General features: G+C 73.0%; 13 protein-coding genes. 4 read left to right on the plus strand and 9 right to left on the minus strand.

What is annotated here, in order from left to right; translation table 11 throughout:
* Positions 1–114: 114 nt before the first annotated feature.
* Both NFX31_RS03525 and NFX31_RS03530 read right to left on the minus strand, forming a co-directional pair.
* Positions 115–2,511: a discoidin domain-containing protein gene (locus NFX31_RS03525; RefSeq protein ID WP_262956800.1), complete on the minus strand. Its 2,397-nt coding sequence runs from the start codon at positions 2,509–2,511 to the stop codon at positions 115–117.
* A gap of 186 nt (positions 2,512–2,697) precedes the next feature.
* On the minus strand, positions 2,698–3,726 hold the full coding sequence (locus NFX31_RS03530; RefSeq protein WP_045250150.1) for a LacI family DNA-binding transcriptional regulator: 1,029 nt from the start codon (positions 3,724–3,726) through the stop codon (positions 2,698–2,700).
* A 155-nt stretch (positions 3,727–3,881) separates the two neighbouring features.
* Between NFX31_RS03530 and NFX31_RS03535 the strand changes: the two genes are divergently transcribed.
* A complete protein-coding gene (locus tag NFX31_RS03535; protein ID WP_262956801.1) occupies positions 3,882–4,361 on the plus strand; it encodes a glutaminase in 480 nt (159 codons plus the stop codon).
* Between the two features lie 12 nt (positions 4,362–4,373).
* Here the strand turns inward: NFX31_RS03535 and NFX31_RS03540 are convergent, their stop codons facing one another.
* The gene (locus tag NFX31_RS03540) at positions 4,374–5,114 is read right to left on the minus strand and encodes a glutamine amidotransferase-related protein (protein ID WP_045250148.1); all 741 of its coding nucleotides are present in this window, start codon (positions 5,112–5,114) and stop codon (positions 4,374–4,376) included.
* Between the two features lie 118 nt (positions 5,115–5,232).
* On the opposite strand from NFX31_RS03540, the gene NFX31_RS03545 reads away from it, so the two are divergent.
* Positions 5,233–7,800 (plus strand): ATP-dependent Clp protease ATP-binding subunit, encoded by a 2,568-nt coding sequence (locus NFX31_RS03545; protein ID WP_262956802.1) that lies wholly within the window; start codon positions 5,233–5,235, stop codon positions 7,798–7,800.
* 240 nt (positions 7,801–8,040) lie between these two features.
* Here NFX31_RS03545 and NFX31_RS03550 read toward each other — a convergent pair whose 3' ends face one another.
* Entirely contained in the window at positions 8,041–8,820 is a 780-nt protein-coding gene (locus NFX31_RS03550) for a LysR family substrate-binding domain-containing protein (protein ID WP_082072235.1), read from the minus strand.
* A gap of 154 nt (positions 8,821–8,974) precedes the next feature.
* Here NFX31_RS03550 and NFX31_RS03555 point away from each other — a divergent pair, with 154 nt between their 5' ends.
* Complete coding sequence (locus tag NFX31_RS03555; protein WP_045250146.1) at positions 8,975–9,382, plus strand: transferase; 408 nt, start codon at positions 8,975–8,977, stop codon at positions 9,380–9,382.
* 193 nt (positions 9,383–9,575) lie between these two features.
* On the opposite strand, the gene NFX31_RS03560 is transcribed toward NFX31_RS03555, so the two are convergent.
* The 3 genes from NFX31_RS03560 to NFX31_RS03570 are packed head-to-tail and all read right to left on the minus strand — an operon-like array spanning position 9,576 to position 15,961.
* On the minus strand, positions 9,576–10,349 hold the full coding sequence (locus tag NFX31_RS03560; protein ID WP_262956803.1) for a DNA-formamidopyrimidine glycosylase family protein: 774 nt from the start codon (positions 10,347–10,349) through the stop codon (positions 9,576–9,578).
* Complete coding sequence (locus NFX31_RS03565; RefSeq protein ID WP_262956804.1) at positions 10,342–11,106, minus strand: EI24 domain-containing protein; 765 nt, start codon at positions 11,104–11,106, stop codon at positions 10,342–10,344. Before NFX31_RS03565 ends, NFX31_RS03560 begins: the two co-directional genes overlap by 8 nt.
* 40 nt (positions 11,107–11,146) lie before the next feature.
* Positions 11,147–15,961: an ATP-dependent helicase gene (locus NFX31_RS03570; RefSeq protein ID WP_262956805.1), complete on the minus strand. Its 4,815-nt coding sequence runs from the start codon at positions 15,959–15,961 to the stop codon at positions 11,147–11,149.
* A 119-nt stretch (positions 15,962–16,080) separates the two neighbouring features.
* Between NFX31_RS03570 and NFX31_RS03575 the strand changes: the two genes are divergently transcribed.
* Complete coding sequence (locus NFX31_RS03575; protein ID WP_045250142.1) at positions 16,081–16,491, plus strand: DUF6157 family protein; 411 nt, start codon at positions 16,081–16,083, stop codon at positions 16,489–16,491.
* Between the two features lie 12 nt (positions 16,492–16,503).
* On the opposite strand, the gene NFX31_RS03580 is transcribed toward NFX31_RS03575, so the two are convergent.
* Positions 16,504–16,686, minus strand: coding sequence for a PspC domain-containing protein (locus NFX31_RS03580; RefSeq protein ID WP_045250141.1), 183 nt, complete (start codon positions 16,684–16,686; stop codon positions 16,504–16,506).
* A 38-nt stretch (positions 16,687–16,724) separates the two neighbouring features.
* Positions 16,725–17,366, minus strand: coding sequence for an NADPH-dependent F420 reductase (locus tag NFX31_RS03585; RefSeq protein WP_262956806.1), 642 nt, complete (start codon positions 17,364–17,366; stop codon positions 16,725–16,727).
* Between the last annotated feature and the right edge of the window lie 57 nt (positions 17,367–17,423).

The raw sequence follows: 17,423 nt of genomic DNA on the forward strand, positions 1-17,423 counted from the left end.
TGCGTCGATTCTGCCGTGCCCGCGCAGCGGAGGCGAATCGCGGCGGATCGACCGGCAGGCGACGCAGGAGGGGACCCGGGCCCGCGGCCCGGATCCCCTCCTGTCGTGGACGGCTCAGTGGCCGCCGGTGAACTCCGCGATGCTCAGCGTCTGGTCGCCGGGCCGGGTGAACAGCCCCGCCTGCGCGGTGCTCGACGCGCCGCGCGACGCCGGCTTGTCCCAGGTGCGCCCCGGTGTGGTCGCCGCCGTCGAGGCGTCGATGCCCAGGACGAGGCCCGAGTACCGGTTCACGAGGCGGACGGATCCGGTCGCCTTGCCGGTCTCGGGATCGGTGTTCGGCACGAGGAACCACTGCTGCCCGACGCCGGCCGAGTCCTTCGCGGTGAGCGTGAGCCCGGCGCCCCAGGCGCGGCCCGCGGTCGACGACGCGTCGACGCCGAGCAGGGCTCCGGCCTGGGTCGAGACCGTGTACGCGCCGTCGCCGGTGGCCGTGAAGGTCCAGGCGCCGTTCTTGCGGTTCACGGATCCGGCCGTGGTCAGCTTCTTCCCGTTGCCCGAGGCGGCGAGCTTGCGGCCGTCGGCGTTGGCGATCGTGTACGCCTTCGTCGTGTCGATCGGGCTCGCCGCCGCGACCGAGGGGCCGGCGTCGATCGTGACGTTGGCGAGCTGCGCGTAGGCGTCGCCCATGCAGCCGAACGAGCAGTAGGAGCGGAACGACTTGCCCACGATCGCCGAGCTCGTCTTGTTGGCCGGGTCGACGAACCAGCGGTACCAGGACGCCGTCGTGTAGGCGGATCCGGTGTCGCCGAGCCGGAACCACTTCTGCGTCGCGAGGTTCTTCGTGGCGTAGAACTCCTGCGGCGCCGTGCCCGACTGGTCGGGGTTCTGCGGCTGGCCGATGTAGAGGCCGAGGTAGGCGTCGTAGGTGACGTCCATCACGAACAGCGGCGAGGTCGCGGGCATCTGCCCCTTCTTGATCTGCTGCTGAGCCGTGCCGGGCGTGTTCGGGTCGTACTCCTTGTCGACCGGGGTGTAGCCGGTCTCGCTGTCGTCGGCGACGGGGACCATGTTGCTCTCCTTGCCGGAGATGCCGGGCTCGGTCCAGGTGCCGTCGTACCACTTCTGCCAGGTGCCGGTCGCCATCTTCCCGGAGATCGGGGCGCGGGCGACGTGCTCGTAGAACGCGACCCAGCCGCCGGTCTTGTTCACGATGCGGGAGCCGTAGAACGCGTAGAAGTAGCCGGACGCGTAGTCGACGTAGAGGCGGGGATCGCCGTCGCCGTAGGAGTAGGTCTGCTGCGGGAACGCCGTGGTGTCGCCGCGGGTGGTGCTGTACGGCGAGGTGATCGCGTGGCCCGGGATCTTCCAGGTCCGGCCCTTGTCGGTCGAGACGGCGTAGTCGATCGCGTCGTAGTGCAGGCCGTCGCCGAAGGGCTTGGGCGTGAACTCGTTGTGCACGAGCCCGTACCAGTCGCCCGAGTCGGGGTCGACCCACATCTGGGTGATGTCGCAGTAGTTCGGCTGCGTGTAGCTGGATCCGGCGGGCGCCTTGGTCGACTCCACGCCGGTCGGGCTGGCGTTGCAGAAGTCGGTGGTGTCGGGGTTCGTGCCGGCGGCGTTGAGCGCGTCGTCCGGTGTGGCGGTGTCGAAGTTCGTCCCGGTGTACCAGTTCCACTGCCGGATGTCGCCGTTGCTGCCGTCGGGCTCGTTGTAGTAGTTGGCGTGCGACTCGCCGAAGTGGAAGGTGCCGTCGGCGTCGATGAACGGGCTCGCCGGGGTGTCGTCGGGATACTGCCACGTGGTGTCGTCGACCGAGTCGGTCGTGACCGTCGCCGCCGCCGGCTTGGGCGTCGGCGTCGGCGTCGGGGTCGGCGTCGGCGTGACGATCGGGTCGGTCGTGTACGCGACGATCTCGGAGGCCGAGGCGTTGTTCGATCCGTTCACCGCGTCCAGGATCCGGAACTCGACGTAGCGTGCGGAGACCGGCTGTGCGAACGTCACGTACTGGATCTGCGTGCTGCTGGTGGGCTGCGCGAACGTCGCCGTGCCGGCGAGGGCCCATCCGCTGCTCTTGCCGTCCTTCGCGACCGCGGCGTCGTTCGTGGTGAGCACCTGCACGTTCTTGGCCGGGCCGTTGCCCTGCACCTTCACGGAGTAGCCGAGCCCGGTGAGCGCGTGCTCCGCGCCGATGTCGAACGTCAGGTAGTGCGGCATCGGATCCGGGGATCCGCCGTTGTAGTTCGACGCCCACTGGGTCGAGTAGTCGCCGTCGAAGGCGCCCTTGGCGGTGCCGTCGAGCGAGGGCGGTGCCGGATAGGGGGCGGACTCCGAGTCGACGTCGAGCAGGGTGTAGCCCGTGTCGGGGATCGCGGCACCGGCGGGAGGAGCGGCGTCGGCGTAGGCGGGTGCGCCCGCGCCGAAGGTCAGGGCGGTGGCCGCGACGGCGAGCACGGCGCCGCCGGCGAGCACGCCGCGCGAGCGGCGCGGGGAGGAGGGGTTCTGTGGGGACATCGGTCTTCCTTGCTGCATCGTCGAGGCGGGGAGAACAGGGGACACGCTACGCGCAAGTTATCGCTAACATCAAGCTTTTCCCGATGATTCGGCGCCTTGCAATCCGGGTCGGATACCGCAAACATCGCCGCGCTCCGGCCTGCGCCGCCCTCGCGGTCCTCGCGGAACCGGCGGGCCTCGCGAGGGTCAGCGCCGCAGGGCAGCCGTGGAGGCGCGGACGATCAGCCGCGGGGCGATCGACTCGGCCGGGGGCACGGCATCCGGATGCGCGATGGCGTGCAGCAGGTGCTCGACCGCCACGCGTCCGACGTCGCCGAAGGGCTGGGCGACCGTGGTGAGGGCGGGGGAGCAGAACTCCGCGAGCGGGATGTCGTCGACGCCGACGATCGACACGTCGTCCGGGATCGCACGGCCGTGCTCGGCGAAGGCGCGGGCGAGGCCGAACGCCATCTCGTCGCTCGCGACGAAGACCGCGGTGACCTCCGGGATCCGCGCCAGGAGCTGCCCCGCGCGGTGCCCCGACTCCGGCGACCAATCGCCGGTGATCTCGGGCGGGGCCTCGCGGCCCGCATCGGCGAGCGCGTCCCGCCAGCCCTGGGCGCGGCTCGACGCGTCGAGCCACTGCGGCGGGCCCGCGACGTGCCAGACCGTCTCATGGCCGAGCTCCAGCAGGTGGCGGGTCGCGATCAGGCCGACCTCGCGCTGGTCGACCGCGACCACCTGGGTCGACGCGGTGCGCGACCCGTCGATCGTGATCGTCGGCACCGCGCGGGTGAGCTCGTCGATGGCCCGCGACGTGGAGATCAGCGGCACCGCGAGAACGATCCCCTCGACGCCCTGATCGGCGAGCCGCGACATCGCAGCTTCGATCTCGGCGGCGTCGAGAGACGGCGTGGTCACCGAGTTCACGATGTAGCCGGCGTCGGCGGCGGTCGTCTCGATGCCGACGGCCACGGCCGAACGGGAGTAGAACCCGGTGCGCAGGGAGATCACGCCGATCGCCCTGCTGCGCCCGGAGGAGAGGGCCCGTGCGGCGTTGTTGCGTCGATAGCCGAGCTGCTCCACGGCGGCGAGCACGCGGGCGCGCGTCTCGGGCTGCACGCTCGGGTTGCCGCTCAGCGTGCGGGAGACCGTCTGGGCCGACACCCCGGCGAGGCGCGCGACGTCGGCCATCGCGGGGACGCGGCGGGGGTCGGGCGGGGCGGCGGTCGTCATCGGATCCGTTCGTGGACGAGGGACGGGAGCAGCCTCCCGCCCACGTGCATGATATCGATCACACGGTCGCGGGTCGTCACCGTGCACCCGGGCGCGGCGCGAGGGACCGTGCCGGTCCGCACCGCGCTGCCCGGGGCGAGGCTTAGCCTGAAGGCGTGACCGCCGAATCGACCGCCTCGCTCGGATCCCTTCTGGAACGGGCCAGGTCCGCCCTCTCCGACGTGCCCCGGGAGGCGCTCGGGCGTGAGAAGACCTCGCGCTGGCGGGCGCCGCGCATCGTGCGCGTCGGATCCGCGTGGCATGTGGGCGTGCTGCTGATCGCCGACGACGCCGTCTTCGCGACCGCGGAGGTGCTGCGTGCGGCTGCGCCCGTGCGCCGCGGCTACGCGGCCGAGTCGGCGCGCGCGAGGGCGGAGCGGCGCGCCGAGGCCTCCCGCGGCGGGTTCCGCGACGGCGAGACCGTGCACGTGGGCTGGGCACCGATCGACCTGGATGCGGTCGCGGCCGGCGGCGCCTCCGGCCCGCTCGTCCTGACGGACGGCGTTCCCTCGGTGCGCTGGTCGGTCGGCGGCGGGCTCATGCCGCTCGCCGCCTACCTCGACGAGCGGATCGCCCTGCTGCACGGCGAGCGCTGAGGCGACCGGCGCTCAGCGATCGCGATGGCGCGCCAGGGCGCGGGCGCCGAACCGGTGCAGGATCCGGGACGGCTCGGTGACGACCGACTCCAGGATGGCCTCCTGCACGGTGTGGAACGCGTCGGGGTCGAAGTACCCGGTGGTGCGGTAGAAGACCATCCGGTCGGCGAAGTCGCGCGGCGACGGCTCCGGGTGGAACTGCGTCGCATACAGGTCGGCCCCGACGCGATAGGCCTGCACCGGACAGGCGTCGTTGCCGGCGAGCAGCACGGCGCCCGGGGGCGGCTGGGTCGAACCCTCCTTGTGCGCGGTGAACGCATGGAAGCGGGGTCCGGCCGCGGCGAACAGCGGATCCTCCGTGCCCTCGGGCGTGGTGCGGATCTCGGCGGCGGCGGCCTCCTCGGGGTTGTCGCTGCCGACGACGCCGCCCAGCAGGCGCGTCACGACGCCGATCCCGAAGCAGGTGAAGAACGCCGTGGTGGCTCCGTCGATCGCCCGCGCGGCGATCCGCTCGAGATCCGCCTCGACCCGTCGCTGGGTCTCCGACTTGCGGACGTCGGTGACGTTGAAAGGGGAGCCCCCGATCACGAAGCCGGCATAGCGGTCGAAGGCGTCCTCCGGCAGGGGCGTGGTGGTGAGGTCGACGCGGTCCAGCGCCTCGGGGCCGACACCGAGGGCGACACGGAAGGACGCGCGCTCCGCCGTGGCCGCATCCAGCTCAGGGCGCACGCCGACGTACAGGAGCGAGGCCATCCCTGGATTCTAGGCGAGCAGCGAGATCCGCCGAAGTCCGGATGCAACGGACGGGAATACGGAGGGAGGACTCGCGTTGAACTTGACAGCACTACGCTCAAGTTTGAGAGGAAGCGAAATGCCCAACGACTTCACCGACGCGGGTTCGGGCTCGTTCGACGAGTTCCTCGCCCGCTACCTGGCCGGTGAGCAGGCCCGGCAGACCCGGTCCATCGACCTCAGCCGGTTCCTGACCGTGCGCGCCCAGCGGATGCTGCAGCGCGCCGGCCGCTTCGCGCTCGAGCGCGGCCAGACCGAGCTCGACGCCCTGCACGTCCTCCGCACCGTCGTCGAGGACGACGCCGTCGACCAGGCCATCCGCAACATCGGCGTGACGCCGAAGGCGATCGTCGATGCCGTCGAGGCGCGGCTGCCCGCGCCCGCCGACGCGTCCGACGTCGAGGCGGCGACGATCACCCCCGGAGCCAGCCGTGCGCTGTTCCACGCCTACCAGGTGGCACGATCCTCCGGGGCGACCTACATCGAGCCGGAGCACATCTTCTTCGCCCTGGTGCTCGGGCAGGACGCGCCCGCGGGGCAGATCCTCGCTCGCGCCGGCGTCACCGCCGAGGCGCTGACGCAGAGCCTGCGCGAACCCGTGACCGCGGGGGCTGCTCCCGAGGCCGACGCGACCCAGCCCGCCTCCGAGACGCCGATGCTCGACCGCTTCGGCCTGGACCTCACCGCCCGGGCCCGGGCCGGTGAGCTGGATCCGGTGATCGGGCGTGCCGACGAGATCGAGCAGACCATCGAGATCCTCAGCCGTCGCACCAAGAACAACCCGGTGCTGATCGGAGAGGCCGGCGTCGGCAAGACCGCGATCGTCGAGGGCCTCGCCCGCGCGATCGTCGACGGCGCCGTGCCCGCTCCGCTGAAGGACCGCCGCGTCGTGGCGCTCGATCTGCCCGCCATGCTGTCGGGCACCCGCTACCGCGGCGACTTCGAGGAGCGCCTCACCCAGACGATGGACGAGATCGCCGCGCACAAGGGCGAGATCGTCGTGTTCATCGACGAGGTGCACACGGTCGTCGGCGCCGGAGGATCCGGCGAGGGCGGCGGCATGGACGCCGGCAACATCCTCAAGCCGCGCCTCGCGCGGGGCGACCTGCACCTGGTCGGCGCGACGACCCTCGCCGAGTACCGGCGGATCGAGAAGGATCCGGCGCTCGAGCGCCGCTTCCAGCCGGTCAAGGTCGCCGAGCCGTCGATCGAGGACGCCGTGCGGATCCTGGAGGGGCTGAAGCCCGCGTACGAGCAGCACCACGCGGTGACCTACACCGACGACGCCGTGCGCGCCGCCGTGGAGCTGAGCGCCCGCTACCTGCCCGACCGCGTGCTGCCGGACAAGGCGATCGACCTGATCGACCAGGCCGGCGCGCGCCTGCGGCTGCGCCTCGGCGTCGTGACCGACGTCGCCGCGCTCTTCGCCGAGCTCGCCGACCTGGAGGCGCGCAAGAACGCCGCGGTCGGCGCCGAGCACTACGAGGAGGCGTCCCGCATCCGCGACGAGATCGCCGCCGTGCAGGCGCGGATCGACGACGCGGGCGCCCCCTCGCCCGTGTCGCAGACCGGCGACGCGATCGTGGACGAGGCGGAGATCGCCGCGGTGATCGCCCGCGCGACGGGGATCCCGGTGAGCCGGGTCTCCGAGAGCGAGCGCGAGCGGCTGGCCGATCTCGAGGCCGAGCTGCACGCCCGGGTGATCGGGCAGGACGACGCGGTCACGGCCGTGGCCCGTGCCGTGCGGCGCAGCCGCACGGGCATGGGCGACGCGCGCCGGCCGGTCGGATCCTTCCTGTTCCTCGGGCCCACCGGCGTCGGCAAGACCGAGCTGGCCAAGGCCCTCGCCGATCGCCTTCTCGACGACGAGTCCGCCGTCATCCGCTTCGACATGAGCGAGTTCGGGGAACGGCACACGGTGTCGCGACTCGTCGGTGCTCCTCCGGGATACGTCGGCTACGACGAGGCCGGGCAGCTCACCGAGCGCGTGCGGCGCAACCCGTACTCGATCGTGCTGTTCGACGAGATCGAGAAGGCGCACCCCGACGTGTTCAACCTGCTGCTGCAGGTGCTCGACGACGGACGCCTCACCGACGGCCAGGGACGCACCGTGGACTTCCGCAACACGGTGATCGTGATGACCTCGAACATCGGATCCGAGTTCCTCGCCTCGCGGTCGGGGGCGCTCGGCTTCGTCGCCTCGCAGGACGCGTCGGCGAACGGGTTCGCCTCGCAGGAGGATCTGCGTGCGCGAGTGATGGGCAAGCTGCACGAGGCCATGCGCCCCGAGCTCCTGAACCGCATCGACGAGATCGTGCTGTTCCAGAAGCTCGGGCGCGAGGAGCTGGGCCGCATCGTCCGCCTGCTGCTGCAGGCGACGGAGCGACGGCTCGACGGCCGCGAGGTCGCGCTGGACGTGACCGACGCCGCCGTGGCGTGGCTGGGCGAGCACGGCTACGAGCCGGAGTACGGGGCGCGACCGCTGCGCCGCCTGATCCAGCGCGAGGTCGACGACCGCATCGCCGACCTGTTCGTCTCCGGCGAGCTCCGCGACGGCGGCCGGGTGCGTGTCGACGCCGTCGACGGCGCCCTGCGCGTCACGGCTCCGTCAGAGGTGGCGCAGGCCGAGCCCGCCCGGGCGGCCTGACCCGCGCGCCGAGGCCCGGGCCGCTGCCGGGGCCTCGCCGGGTGCCGGCCGTTGTGCAGGGAACGCTCGCGTTGTGCAGGGAGGGAGCGGTCGGTGCCGGGGGACCGGCGCGGAAGACCGCGGAACGACGGTTCGCCGATGGCGCACCACGGCCGCCGGCCCTGCATAACGCGCGGCCTCCCTGCACAACGGCGCGGGGGCCGCGCGGAGGACGGTGAGAGGAGCGAGGTGAGCGCGGGATCAGCGCGAGGAGTTCGCGGTGCGGCCGCGGACGACGCCGACGAAGGCCTCGATGTCGGGGGTCGTCGCCCCTTTCGGCCAGGCCAGCAGCACGGGAGAGACGGGCGCGTCGCGCAGGATCCGGTATTCGACGTCCTTGCGGTGGTGCAGGCGCGCCAGCGACATGGGGGCGACGAGGATCCCGACGCCGGCGGCGACCGTCTCCACCGCGTTCTCGATGGTGTCGAGGGGCGGGATCGCGGACGGCGTCGTCGGCAGGGCCAGCACGCCCAGCACGTCCTCCGCGGTCGTCAGCAGCGTCTCGCCCTCGAGATCGGCAGGAACCAGCTCGTCGGCGGCGAGCAGGTGCGAGTCGGCCGAGGCGATCACCACGGGAAGCTCCTCGTAGAGAGGGATCGCATGCATGCCGTCGTCGTCGAACGGGGCGCGCACGAGGGCGAGATCGATCCCGCCCTCGGTCAGCGCGGCGCGCTGTCGGGCGAACGGGATCGGCACGAGTTCGAGCGTGACATTCGGCATCCGGGTGTTCCAGGTGTCGATCCAGCGCCCGGGCGTCGCGCCGGGCACCGCGCCGAGGCGCAGGGTGCGGGGCTCCTCGGGCACGACGGGAGGGGCGTCGAAGACGACCTTCTCGGCCTTCTTCGCGGGCCGTTGCGACGCGCTCTTGGGTGCGCCCTTGCCGGTCTTCGCGGCGTTCCGGCCGCCGGCGGTGCTGCGGGCGCCGCCCTTGGCGGAGCGCACCGCGGGTTTGCGTCCGCCGGAACCGCCTCGCCTGCTCATGCGTTCAGCGTACCGGCGCGGCCGTGGCAGCGGCGGTCCGACCATCGCGCGGCGGTCCGGACCCGACACGCGCGAAATGCGTGCGCGGGAATAGATCCGACGCGCGCGAGGTTGCAGATGTATCCGGGGAAAGTCCCGGGCACGGGAGGTTTTCGTGGGTAAGAACTACGTCGACATCGAGGACGGCCGTGGAGGCACGCTGCGCTACCGCAAGCACGCCAACGGCCGTGGTCTGATCGCGCACGGTGCCAAGGTGCACCCGCAGGCGGTCGTGGAGGCCGGCGCCTATGTCGAACCGGGTGCGAAGGTCGGGGCCGGCGCGCATGTCGCGCGCGGCGCCTGGATCGAGCCCGAGGCGATCGTGGGCGTCAACGCCCGGATCGAGGCCCATGCCCACATCGGGCAGGGCGCCGTGATCGGGGATGGCGCCACGATCGGCGTGCGCACCGAGATCGGCACCGGCGCGCACATCGCCCGCGGTGCGAAGATCGGCGATGACGAGACCGTCGCCGCCGGCATGAATCTGGACACCGACCGCAAGGGCCTCTGGCTCGCGGCCTGAACGCCGCGGCCCGCGGGCCGCACCGAAGACGCGCATCTCCTCCGGGGAGGTGCGCGTCTTCTCGTTCCCGGCGGAGAGGGTCCTCTCGTTCCCGGCGGAGGGGGCGGTTCGCTGGTCGCGGACTGCGGCTTTGTGCCGCGGAAACCCGCCAATCGCGACCAGCGAGCAGGGAGGAGGGGGCGTGGCCCGGGCGTCAGCGCTGGCAGCGCGGGCACCAGAAGGTGCGGCGTTCCTCGGTAGGGTCGGCGCCCAGCTCGCCCGTCCGGATGAGCGTGCCGCAGCGGCGGCAGGGGCGCCGCCCTCGCCCGTAGACCCAGGTGGTCCGGCCGCGGAGGGCGACGCCGGTGAACGTGCGGTCGATCCGGTCGCGGTTGGCGCGGATGGTGCGCGCTCCGAGATCGAGGAGCGCCGCCGCATCCACCTCGGTCGCCGGGCGCGTGGGCAGCACGCCGCGCAGGAACAGCAGCTCCGCCGCGTACTCGTTGCCGAAACCGGCGACGTTGCGCTGATCGAGCAGCGCGACGTGGATCGGTCGCGGATCCGACCCGACCCGTCGCGCGGCCTCCGCCGGATCCCAGTCGTCGCTCAGCGGATCCGGTCCCAGGTGCGAGACGAGCGAGGCCTCCTCCGTGGTCGGCACGAGGGCGAGCATCGACACTTCGAAGCCGACCGCCTCGACATCGGCGGTGCCGACGATCGCGCGGGCCGTGTGCGCGGGCGCCCGCCAGCGCTCCCCGGGCCGGTACAGGTGCCAGGCGCCGTCCATGCGCAGATGCGAACGCAGCGTGTGCGCACCGATGCGCATGAGGATGTGCTTGCCGCGGGGAACCACGCCGTGCACGACGGATCCGGTCAGGTCGGCGTTCGCGAGCTCGGGCACGCGCAGGTCGAAACGGGTGATCGTGCCGCCGCGCAGCGCGCGGTCCAGGCGGTGCGCCACCCGGTAGACGGTGTCGCCCTCAGGCATGGCGCGCCGCCTCCGTCGCGACGTCCGCCGCGCGGTCCGAGAGTGCGCGGGCGAGCATCGTGGATCCGGCGACGGCGGCGGGCATCGTGACGACGGCGCCCAGCGGCACCAGGAAGCACAGCTGTGCGGCCACGCCGAAGCCGAGCACCCGCGCGCGTCCGGACGCGAGCAGCCGTGCGCGGTCGTCGCCGCTCAGGCCGCGGGCGTCGAAGGCCCGGCCCGTGAGCTCCCGCGCCAGCAGGCGCCCGGAGAGCAGCACGCCCACGACGGTGGCGAGCACGCCGCCGACGACCGGGACGAGACCCAGCACCAGGGTGAGCAGCGCGACCAGGGCGCCGAGCACGATGAGGCGCAGGCCCTCGCCGACGGTGGACCAGAAGCCCGTCTCCCCCGTGGGCTCGGGGCCGCCCAGCTCGCGCTCCACCTCGCGCCAGATGCGCTGGTAGAACGGGTCGCCGATCGTGAGCGTGAGCGCCGTGAAGACCAGGCCGGACAGCACCGCGCCCGCCACGAACAGCACGATGCCGAGCGCGACGCGCAGGGCGTCACGCCAGCCGGAGATCCAGCCGTCGGCGAACGGCGTCATCCACGCGGTGATCCCGCCCAGCGACAATCCGAGCGGGATCAGGAGGGCGGCGAGCACGAGAAAGGCGATCACGGCCGGGATCAGCCCGAGCGCGAGCAGACGCGGGCGGGTGCGCCACAGACCGAACCCGCGCAGCAGCGTGCCGACGCCGGCGGCGAACTCGCGGATCATGTCCCCAGCGTATGCGCGGCGTTCCTGCGCACGGGCGCCGTCACAGCGCCTTGCGCAGGGTGTAGCCGCGCGGGGTCGCGACGAAGCCGGCCTCCTGCAGCAGCCGGCCGAGCACCGGGCCGCGCCCGGATCCGTCCGCGCCGCGGTCGTACATGCCCTCGCCGTTCACCTTCTCGACCGTGAGGGTCTCCAGCCGCCGGGCGCGAGCGGTCGCGGCGAGGTCGGCCGTCGCCGCGCGCAGCTCCTCCTCGTCGTCGGAGAACGCGAGCACGGTCTTGCCGCCCCTCTCCAGATACAGCACGAGGGCGCCGTCGACGAGCACCACGAGCGCGCCCGCCTTGCGGCCGGGGCGGTGCGAGACCTCGTCCAGCCGGGGCCAGCCGAGCGCGGCGCCGTAGGGGCTCGCGGGGTCGGTCGCGGCGAGCGTGCGCGCGGTGCGCGGCGGCGGATCGGCGAGGCCGGCGAAGGTGCGCAGCCTGTCGATCGTGGCGGAGGCCGCGAACTGCGCGGCGCCGAGCTTCTCGATCACGTAGCCGCGGCGGCAGTGCCCGGCCTCCTCGAAGCCGGCGAGGACGCGATAGGCCTGCGCGAAGCCGCCCGGCATGCCCTCGGCCTGCACCGATCCGCGGGTGACGACGCCGTAGCGGTCGAGCAGCAGTCCCGCCGAGACCGTCGCGCGCCGGGCGGGATCCGTCTCCGCCTCCGGGAGCAGCGACCACCGTCCGCCCACCGACAGCGGCCGCGGCGTCGAGGCGGGGCGCGCAAGCGACATCCCGCGGAACGTCCGCGTGCGCGGGGCCCGGCGGGTGACCTTGTGCGCCTGGCTGCCACCGCTCAACAGCGCCCGGATCGGTGCGAACGTGTCGTTCGTCACGTGCCCCGACCAGGCGAGATTCCACAGCGCCTCGACCACGGAGGCCTCGTTCTCGGCGCCGGTGGCCTCACGCAGCTGCGCCGCGAAGTAGGCGCCTCCCGAGGCGAGGGCGGCGAGCAGCTGCGCCTCGAGGGACCCCTCCTCGGGGGCCTCCTCGGCGAAGGGCACGGTCAACGGCGCGAGGTCGGCGGGGTGCAGCGACACCCAGCCGTCGCGGCCCGGAAGCGCTCCATGGCCGGCCCAGACGATCTCGCCGGAGCTCGTCAGCTCGTCGAGGAGCGCGGGGGTGTAGTCGCGCACGCGCTGCGGGAGCACCAGCGATTCCCAGGCGCTCGCCGGAATGGGCACGCCGGCGAGCTGCTCGATCACCGCGGCGACGCCGTCCACGCCCTCGAGCGGGCGGGTGTGATGCTGCCATTCCGGCAGGAAACGCGCGAAGGCGGTGGGCGAGACCGGCTCGACGCTGCCCCGGATCGCCGCGAGGGAGCGCATCCGCAGTCGGCGCAGCACCTCGCTGTCGCACCACTCGGTCTCGTCGGGCCCGGCCGAGGTGGCCGACGCGCGGCGTCCGCTCGTGGCATCGGGCTCCGCGTCTTCCGCCTCCCACGAGGGGTCTGGGCTGGGCAGGAAGAACCCGCTCGTCACGCGCCCGTCGGCCTCGAGCCGCTGCAGCGTCTGCCGCACAACGGCCGGTCCGATCCCGAACCGGGCGGCGACCGCGGATCCGAGGAACGGGCCATGCGTGCGCGCGTGGCGGGCGACCAGATCGCCGAGAGGATCCGCCACCGGCTCCAGGAACGCCACCGGGATCCCCACGGGCAGCGGCACGCCCAGCGCGTCGCGCAGGCGCCCGGCGTCCTCGATCGCGGCGGTGCGGCGCACCCCGCCGATCGTGACCTCGATCGCGCGGCGCGCGTCGATCAGCGCCGAGAGGTGCCCGGCGGCCACGCCCTCCGTGGACCGGCCGGACTCCGACGCCGGATCAGCTTCCAGCCGTGCCGCGACCTCGCTCGCGTCGAGCGGGCCGAGCAGGCGCAGCAGATCGGCCACGCCCTCGACGCCGCGTGCGCGACGGGCCGGATCCGTGCGCTGCGCCTCGCGCTCGAACTGCGCGATGACCTCCGGATCCAGCAGTTCCCGCAGCTCGACCGTGCCGAGCAGCTCGCCGAGCAGGGCGGGGTCGACCGACAGCGCCGCAGCCCGGCGCTCGGCGAGCGGGGAGTCGCCCTCGTACATGAACGCGCCGACGTATCCGAACAGCAGATCGCGGGCGAACGGCGACGGCTGCGCGGTCTGCACCTCGACGAGCCGGATCCGCCGGTCGGCGATGCCGGTGGCGAGGCGTCGCAGGGACGGCAGGTCGTACACGTCCTGCAGCACCTCGCGCAGGGTCTCCAGGATGATCGGGAACGTCGGGTGCTTGCGCGCGACTTCGAGCAGCTGGGCAGAACGCTGCCGCTGCTGCCAGAGGGGTGTGCGCCGGTTCGGGTTCATCCGCGGCATGAGCAGCGCCCGCGCCGCGCACTCGCGGAATCGGGAGGCGAACAGGGCGGACCCGCCGACCTCGTCGGTGACGATCCGCTCGAGCTCCTCGGGATCGAACACGAAGAGCTCAGCCCCGGGCGGCTCGGCGTCGGCATCCGGCACGCGCACGATGATGCCGTCGTCGCTCGCGACCGCCGACCCCTCCACGCCCAGGCGCTCGCGGATGCGGGCGTTGACGGCCAGCGCCCAGGGCGCGTGCACGGTCTGCCCGTAGGGGGAGTGCAGGATCACCCGCCAGTCGCCGATCTCGTCGCGGCTGCGCTCCACCGTGAGCGCGCGATCGGTCGGCAGCGTGCCGGTCGACTCCTTCTGCTCGTTCAGATGCGCGAGGAGGTTCGCCTGCGCGAGATCGTCGAGCCCCGCCGCCGCGAGACGCTCGCGGGCCTTCTCCGGGGTCGCGCCGTGCACCTCCCGGTTGAAGACGCCCAGCGCCTCGCCGAGCTCGAAGGGCCGGCCCAGCCCGTCGCCGTGCCAGAACGGCACCTTGCCGGGCTGTCCGAACGCGGGGATCACGTTGACGCGGTCGTGCGTGATCTCGGCGATCCGCCAGCTCGTGGTGCCGAGCGTGAAGACGTCGCCGACCCGCGACTCGTACACCATCTCCTCGTCGAGCTCGCCGACGCGCGCCCCCGTGGTCTCGCCCGCGACGAACACGCCGAACAGGCCGCGGTCGGGGATCGTCCCGCCGCTCGTCACCGCGATGCGCTGCGCTCCCGGACGACCGGTCAGGGTGCCCGCGTCACGATCCCACACCAGGCGGGGGCGCAGCTCCGCGAACTCGTCGGAGGGGAAGCGTCCGGCCAGCAGGTCGAGGGTCGCCTCGTACGCCGAGCGGGGGAGCGCGGCGAACGGCGCGCTGCGGCGCACGGTGTCGAACCACTGCTCGACGTCGAGCGGATCCAGCGCGCAGGCGGCGACGGTCTGCTGGGCGAGGATGTCGAGCGGATTGCGCGGCACGGAGATCGCCTCGATCTGCCCGGCGAGCATGCGCTCGGTCACGATCGCGGTGTGCAGCACGTCGCCGCGGTGCTTCGGGAACAGCGAGGCCCGGCTGATCTCGCCGACCTGGTGGCCGGCGCGCCCCACGCGCTGCAGGCCCGAGGCGGCCGACGGCGGCGCCTCCACCTGGATCACCAGGTCGACCGCGCCCATGTCGATGCCGAGCTCGAGGCTGCTCGTCGCGACGACGCAGCGCAGCACCCCGGACTTCAGCTCCTCCTCGACGAGCGCGCGCTGCTCCTTCGAGACCGAGCCGTGGTGCGCTTTGGCGAGCACTGGATCCGCGCCGGCCGTCGAACCGGCCTGCGCCATCATGGCCGCGGGGACCATGGCGGCGGGCAGGTCGAGCCCGAGGCGCTCGCTGTAGATCTCGTTGAGCCGCCCGGTGAGCCGCTCCGCCAGACGCCGGGAGTTCGCGAACACGATCGTCGAGCGGTTCTGCAGGATCCGGTCGACGATCGCCTCCTCCACGTGCGGCCAGACGGATCCGGTCATCTCGGTGTTCTCGCCGAACGCGTCCGCTCCGCCGACCGCCTGGTCGATCCGCTCGGCCCCGGACGGCCGGGGCGTCTCGTCGGTTCCGGGCGGCGGTGGAGGGTTGAGCATGTCCTCGACCGGCACGACGACCTGGAGGTCGAACGTCTTCGACGCGGGCGGCGCCACGATCTCGACCGGCTGCGCGCCGCCGAGGAAGCGGGCCACCTCGTCGATCGGACGCACGGTCGCGCTGAGCCCGATGCGCTGCACCGGGGACTCGGCACCGGCGGCGCGGCGCAGCTGGTCGAGCCGTTCCAGGCTGACCGCGAGATGGGCGCCGCGCTTGGTGGCCGCGACGGCGTGCACCTCGTCGATGATGACGGTGTGCACGTCGCGCAGGGTGTCGCCCGCGCGGCTGGTGAGCATGAGGTACAGCGATTCGGGTGTGGTGATGAGGATGTCCGGCGGATCGACGACGAGCCTGCGCCGGTCGGACGAGGTCGTGTCTCCCGAGCGCACGCCCACCGTCACCGCCGGTGCCGGGACGCCGAGGCGCCGGGCGGACTGGCCGATGCCGATGAGCGGAGACCGCAGGTTGCGCTCGACGTCCACGCCCAGGGCCTTGAGCGGCGAGATGTAGAGGATCCGGGTGCGGCCGGGCCGCTCCGCGTCGTTCTTCCTGCGGCCCTTCGCCCCGGCGGCGGACGGCGCCGCGGACGCGGATCCCGCCTCCGCCACGCGCTCGCGGAACACGCGATCGATGGCCCAGAGGAAGGCGGACAGCGTCTTGCCGGATCCGGTCGGCGCGACGACGAGGGCGTTGCGCCCTCCGGAGATGGCCTCCCAGGCGCCCGCCTGCGCCGGCGTGGGCGCCGTGAACGCCCCCCGGAACCAGTCCTGCGTCGCGGGCGTGAACCGGTCGAGCACCTCGTGCCCGGTGCCGGTCGCCGTGTCGCTCATCCGTCCATCTTCCCCGGTGCCGCCGACATTCTGGGCGGATCCGCCCAGGGCGCAACCCCGCCGCAGGACTGTCGCGGAACTTCACGCCCGGCGTCGGTGCGCGGTGCGAGCATGAGGGCATGGCCGAGCACACCACGAACTACCGGAGCACGTTCATCGAGGTGGCGGAGGACTGCCCGACGGATCACGCGGAGGAGCCGCCGTCGGGCGACGCCCCCACGATCGCGGCGCTGCACTACCGGCTGATCGCGGAGCACCCGTTCGTGCACACCTCGGACGACGTGATCTTCTCCACCTGGGCGCTGCGGCGGGGGATCGATCCGTCCGACGCCGAGGCCCGCGCCGCCTTCTTCGCGAAGGGGCAGGCCTGTCTGCGCTCCTCGCCGCTCGGCAAGCGCTACGGCTGGGGCGTGGTCAGCGACGCGGAGGGACGCGTCGCGCTCGTGCCCCGGGAATCGGAGGAGTACGCGCTGCTCGCCGCGGACCCCGCCCTCGGCCACACCAGGGCGATGCGGGCGCGGCGCGCCTGAGCGCCGATCGGCTCAGCGCTCGCTGGGGATGAGGATCCAGAGCACGAGGTAGACCCACAGCGGCAGCCCGGCGAAGATCATCGCGACGATCGCGATGATCCGGACCAGCGCGACGGGCATGCCGAAACGGCGGGCGAGACCGGCGCAGACGCCGGCGATGAAACGGCCCTTGCGGGGGCGGACGAGGTCGCTCATGGCCCCATCCTGCCCCCGCCGCCTGGGCGGCTCCTGGATCAGGGCAGGCGGTTCGCCGCAGCGAGGTTGGCCCGCAGCTCCTCGGCGTTCTGCCGGGTGACGTAGGCGGGACGGTCTCGCTCGAGGCGCCACGACTCGCTCAGCGGCCCCGCGCTCACCGTGTCGAACCCGAGGCGGTCGTAGAGGTCGGTCACGAACGCGACCGCCTCGTCGTCGTCGCTCGCCGTGCCGAGAGCGCGTCGATCCGGGGTGCCCACCGGTGAACCGGTCGTCAGGATCTCACCGGCGCGGATCTGGTTGAACGCCTTCACGACCGTGGAGTCGGGCAGGTGCTCCTGCAGGAGCTGCGACGTGGTGGTCTCGCCGCGGTCGAGCGCATCGATGTGACCGTCCCGCTCGAAGTAGTAGTTGTTCGTGTCGAGCACGATCTTCCCGGCGAGCGGGGCCGCCGGAATGTCCTTCAGGGCCTTGAGCGGCACCGTGACGACGGCGACGTCCGCGGCCTCGGCCGCCCCGGTCGCGGTGGATGCGGTCACCCGCGGTCCGAGTCGCGCCACGAGCTCGGCGAGCGTCTCCGGGCCGCGGGAGTTCGCGATCACGACGTCGTAGCCGAGTCCCGCGAACGCCTCCGCGAGGGCGCTGCCGATGTGTCCTGCTCCGATGATTCCGATGGTTGTCATGACGTGCGCAACAGCAGCCTCCCGCGGCGGCATTCCCGACGCGCCGTAACCGCGCGA

Origin of the sequence: Microbacterium azadirachtae, from assembly GCF_025583665.1 — a bacterium.
GTDB classification, from domain to species: domain Bacteria; phylum Actinomycetota; class Actinomycetes; order Actinomycetales; family Microbacteriaceae; genus Microbacterium; species Microbacterium azadirachtae.

Excerpts from the sequence above, each read along its gene's own strand:
- NFX31_RS03575 (WP_045250142.1), top strand. The coding sequence starts at position 16,081 with ATGGCCGAGCACACCACGAACTACCGGAGCACGTTCATCGAGGTGGCG.
- NFX31_RS03525 (WP_262956800.1), bottom strand. The coding sequence starts at position 2,511 with ATGTCCCCACAGAACCCCTCCTCCCCGCGCCGCTCGCGCGGCGTGCTC.
- NFX31_RS03540 (WP_045250148.1), bottom strand. The coding sequence starts at position 5,114 with ATGGCCTCGCTCCTGTACGTCGGCGTGCGCCCTGAGCTGGATGCGGCC.
- NFX31_RS03560 (WP_262956803.1), bottom strand. The coding sequence starts at position 10,349 with ATGCCTGAGGGCGACACCGTCTACCGGGTGGCGCACCGCCTGGACCGC.
- NFX31_RS03580 (WP_045250141.1), bottom strand. The coding sequence starts at position 16,686 with ATGAGCGACCTCGTCCGCCCCCGCAAGGGCCGTTTCATCGCCGGCGTC.
- NFX31_RS03545 (WP_262956802.1), top strand. The coding sequence starts at position 5,233 with ATGCCCAACGACTTCACCGACGCGGGTTCGGGCTCGTTCGACGAGTTC.
- NFX31_RS03550 (WP_082072235.1), bottom strand. The coding sequence starts at position 8,820 with ATGAGCAGGCGAGGCGGTTCCGGCGGACGCAAACCCGCGGTGCGCTCC.
- NFX31_RS03585 (WP_262956806.1), bottom strand. The coding sequence starts at position 17,366 with ATGACAACCATCGGAATCATCGGAGCAGGACACATCGGCAGCGCCCTC.
- NFX31_RS03570 (WP_262956805.1), bottom strand. The coding sequence starts at position 15,961 with ATGAGCGACACGGCGACCGGCACCGGGCACGAGGTGCTCGACCGGTTC.
- NFX31_RS03530 (WP_045250150.1), bottom strand. The coding sequence starts at position 3,726 with ATGACGACCGCCGCCCCGCCCGACCCCCGCCGCGTCCCCGCGATGGCC.
- NFX31_RS03565 (WP_262956804.1), bottom strand. The coding sequence starts at position 11,106 with ATGATCCGCGAGTTCGCCGCCGGCGTCGGCACGCTGCTGCGCGGGTTC.